We start from the raw sequence: 3,282 nt of genomic DNA, 5'->3' as shown, positions 1-3,282 counted from the left end.
GCTGTTATAGTCAACGATATGAGCGAGATAAACATAGATGCAGCCACAATTAAAAACGATGTGTCGCTCAATCACAGCAACGAAAAACTCGTCGAAATGAGCAACGGCTGTATTTGCTGCACCCTACGAGAAGATTTACTTGTTGAAGTGGGTAAACTTGCCAAAGATGGCCGTTTTGATTATCTCGTCATTGAATCAACAGGCATTTCAGAACCTCTACCGGTTGCCGAAACATTTACCTTTGCCGACGAAAATGGTTTTTCTCTTGGTGATGTTGCCACCCTCGATACCATGGTAACCGTGGTTGATGCGGTTAACTTTTTAACCGACTACGAACAAGCAAACGATTTACAAGATACTGGCGAATCGTTAGGAAAAGACGACGAGCGAAGCGTGGCCGACCTACTTGTTGACCAAGTTGAATTTGCCGACGTTATTTTAATTAGCAAAACTGATTTAGTCACCAATGAACAGCTCAATAAGCTTATTGCCATTTTAAATACGCTTAATACTCAAGCTAAAATGATTCCTATATCAAACGGCAATATTAATATTAACGAAGTGCTCAATACGGGCTTATTTAATTTTGCACGCGCCCAACAAGCGCCGGGTTGGCTTAAAGAAATGCGTGGTGAACACATTCCCGAAACCGAAGAGTATGGTATTAGCAGCTTTAATTATACGGCGCGCCGCCCATTTAACCCTGAGAAGTTTTATCACTTTTTGCACAACACCGAGCAATTTGGCAAGCTCATTCGCTCTAAAGGGTATTTTTGGCTCGCAACGCGCCCTTTATTTTGCGCGCAGTGGAGCCAAGCCGGCGGTATAGCTCATTACGGATTTGCTGGCATGTTTTATAAAGCAATTCCTAAAAAAGACTGGCCCACAGAGCCCGAGCTACTTGCTGATATAAACAGTAAATGGGTAGAGCCCTTTGGTGATATGCGTCAAGAACTTGTATTTATTGGCCAGTCGTTAAATAAACAAGCCATGATTGAGGCGCTTGATGACTCCCTACTGCCAGAAGAAGCTGTGCTTAAAGGTAAGGATTTTTGGAAAACCTATAACGACCCGTTTCCTATTTGGGAGGAAGTGTAATGAATGCCCTAGCTCCAATAACGACACAAATAAAACCCACTGAGCAACTCCACCGAAGAGCAGCTAAAGACAGTAACGCCAATGTATTGCCACACATTTATGACCAAAACACTAACATCGTTATTTGGCAAAGAGACCTTGAACAAGTATTAACAAATGCCGTTAAAGCACTCATTAGCACTAATGCCATAAAACCACTTGAGCTTGCGGTATCACCCGATGATGCGTTTGATAAGTTAGTTACTGCACTTAAACCAGATGATAATAACCGCGATGAAACTGATGCGCTGTGTAAAGACATAGCATTATTAGTTGAAATGTTTTGCTGCCTATTTGATTTAAAACACGCCGGTTTAAGACTAAAAATATTAGATAAACCTATGTGCCCGCGTTTTCATGTAGACAAAATTCCGTGCCGATTAGTGACAACTTACCAAGGCGTTGCAACGCAGTGGTTAAATCACAGCGATGTAGACCGCTCAAAGCTTGGAACTGGTAATTTAGGTAAGCCCGATGAAGAGTCTGGCTTATTTAAAAGCCTAAATAATATTAATCAACTCCAGCAAGGCGATGTTGCGCTACTTAAAGGCGAGTACTGGGATGAAAACGAAGGCGCAGGGCTTGTGCACCGCTCTCCACCGGTGGCTGCAAACGAGCAACGCTTGTTGCTCACCCTCGATTTTATTTAAAATTTGTTATGGTGATAAACGCTGCACTAATGGGCGTTTATCACCCTCGCGATTACTTCGTACAACCCTTGTGTATTTACCGGTTTAGAAACAAAATCATCCATGCCTACACTTAAACAGCGCTGCTTGTCATCTTCATAGGCGTTTGCGGTAATAGCAACAATGGGCACATGTGCCTTTGTGTTTACCTCGTTAGCCCGTATTGTTTGGGTGCACTCGTAGCCATCCATATTAGGCATTTGGCAATCCATTAAAATTAAATCAAAGCGATTACCTTCAAGTACTTTTAGCGCTTCTATGCCATCGGTTGCCATCACTAAGTTTACCTTTGTAGGCTCTAGCATTTTTGCAATTACTTGGCGGTTAATGGGGTTATCTTCAACCAGTAAAAGTGTTTTATCACTTAAATTAGGCAACGACTTCGCCTGTTTAACGGGCTCTGGTTTGTTGGACTGTGCTTTAGGTGCACTTACGTAAAATTTAAGTACGCTGCCTTTGCCTGGTTCGCTGTTGAGGGTAATTTCACCCTGCATTTTTTTAATTAACCCTTGGCTAATTGCTAAACCTAAGCCTGTGCCACCATACTTACGTGCCACACCTACATCTGCTTGCGTAAACTCACTAAATAACAACGACTGCTGATCTTTTTCAATACCAATGCCGCTATCGGCTACGCTTATTAAAAGTTGCTCGTTTTCGTAATCAAACGATAAACGCACAAAACCACGCTCGGTAAACTTATACGCATTAGATAGCAAGTTAATAATGACTTGGTTTAAACGTAGGTCGTCTACTTTTACGCAACCTGGCAGCCTGTCGCTTTGACTAACAATAAACTCGACGTGATCAGAACTTACAATGGGAGAAAACAACGACTTTATATTGGCAATAAACGGCGCAAGGTTAGTCGCCCGAGGGCTAATTTCCATGGCGTTAGCTTCTATTTTAGAAAAATCTAAAATATCGTTTAAAATTTTCAGTAAATTTTGTGCGCTTTTTTGCTGCGTATTTAATAGCTCCCGCTGCTCATCGGTTAATGAATTATCGCGCAATAAAACCTCTCCCATGCCTAAAATACCGTTCATAGGGGTGCGTAGCTCGTGGCTCATATTGGCTAAAAATTGCGACTTAGCAACATTGGCTAAATTAGCCCTATTTACCGCTTTTTTAAGCTCTGTGGTTTGCTCTGCTACTTTGCCCTCTAGCTGCTGATTAAATTCGCTCAGCTGGGTATTTAACCCTTGGTTTCTGATATTAGAGGCTTGTAGGTTTTCTATTGAACGCTGCAGCGCATTAGCTAGTAATTCAAATTGCTGTTGCAGTTGCAATACCTCATGCCAGCTTGAGTCTGTATTAAACTTATGTGTTTTGGTTTTACCAAAGCTTTGCATTAGCGTAGTTAAGCTAGTGATTGGCTGCACTAATAAATTAGCAAGTTGGTGTATAAAAATAACCACCATAAGCATCAATATCGCACTTAACAAAATAGTGGGTA

The 3,282-nt window shown here is 41.7% G+C and carries 3 protein-coding genes; 2 read left to right on the top strand and 1 reads right to left on the bottom strand.

Features of this window, described 5'->3' with window-relative positions; genetic code table 11:
• Positions 1-1,098, top strand: a 1,098-nt coding sequence (gene zigA / locus L650_RS0106750; protein ID WP_029772619.1) for a zinc metallochaperone GTPase ZigA, incomplete at its 5' end; no start/stop codon positions are given.
• On the top strand, positions 1,098-1,787 hold the full coding sequence (locus tag L650_RS0106745; protein ID WP_029772618.1) for a DUF1826 domain-containing protein: 690 nt from the start codon (positions 1,098-1,100) through the stop codon (positions 1,785-1,787). The genes zigA and L650_RS0106745, both read left to right, overlap by 1 nt.
• Before the next feature lie 26 nt (positions 1,788-1,813).
• On the opposite strand, the gene L650_RS0106740 is transcribed toward L650_RS0106745, so the two are convergent.
• A partial coding sequence (locus tag L650_RS0106740) for a response regulator (RefSeq protein ID WP_029772617.1) occupies positions 1,814-3,282 on the bottom strand: 1,469 nt, incomplete at its 5' end.

It is taken from the genome of Pseudoalteromonas sp. TB51 (assembly GCF_000498055.1).
In the GTDB taxonomy this organism is placed as follows: domain Bacteria; phylum Pseudomonadota; class Gammaproteobacteria; order Enterobacterales; family Alteromonadaceae; genus Pseudoalteromonas; species Pseudoalteromonas atlantica.
Note: the sequence above shows the minus strand (reverse complement) of the source record. Positions and strands in the feature narration are given on the sequence as shown.

Bases quoted from the DNA above. Each gene is read 5' to 3' on its own strand.
- L650_RS0106745 (WP_029772618.1), top strand. From the start codon at position 1,098: ATGAATGCCCTAGCTCCAATAACGACACAAATAAAACCCACTGAGCAA.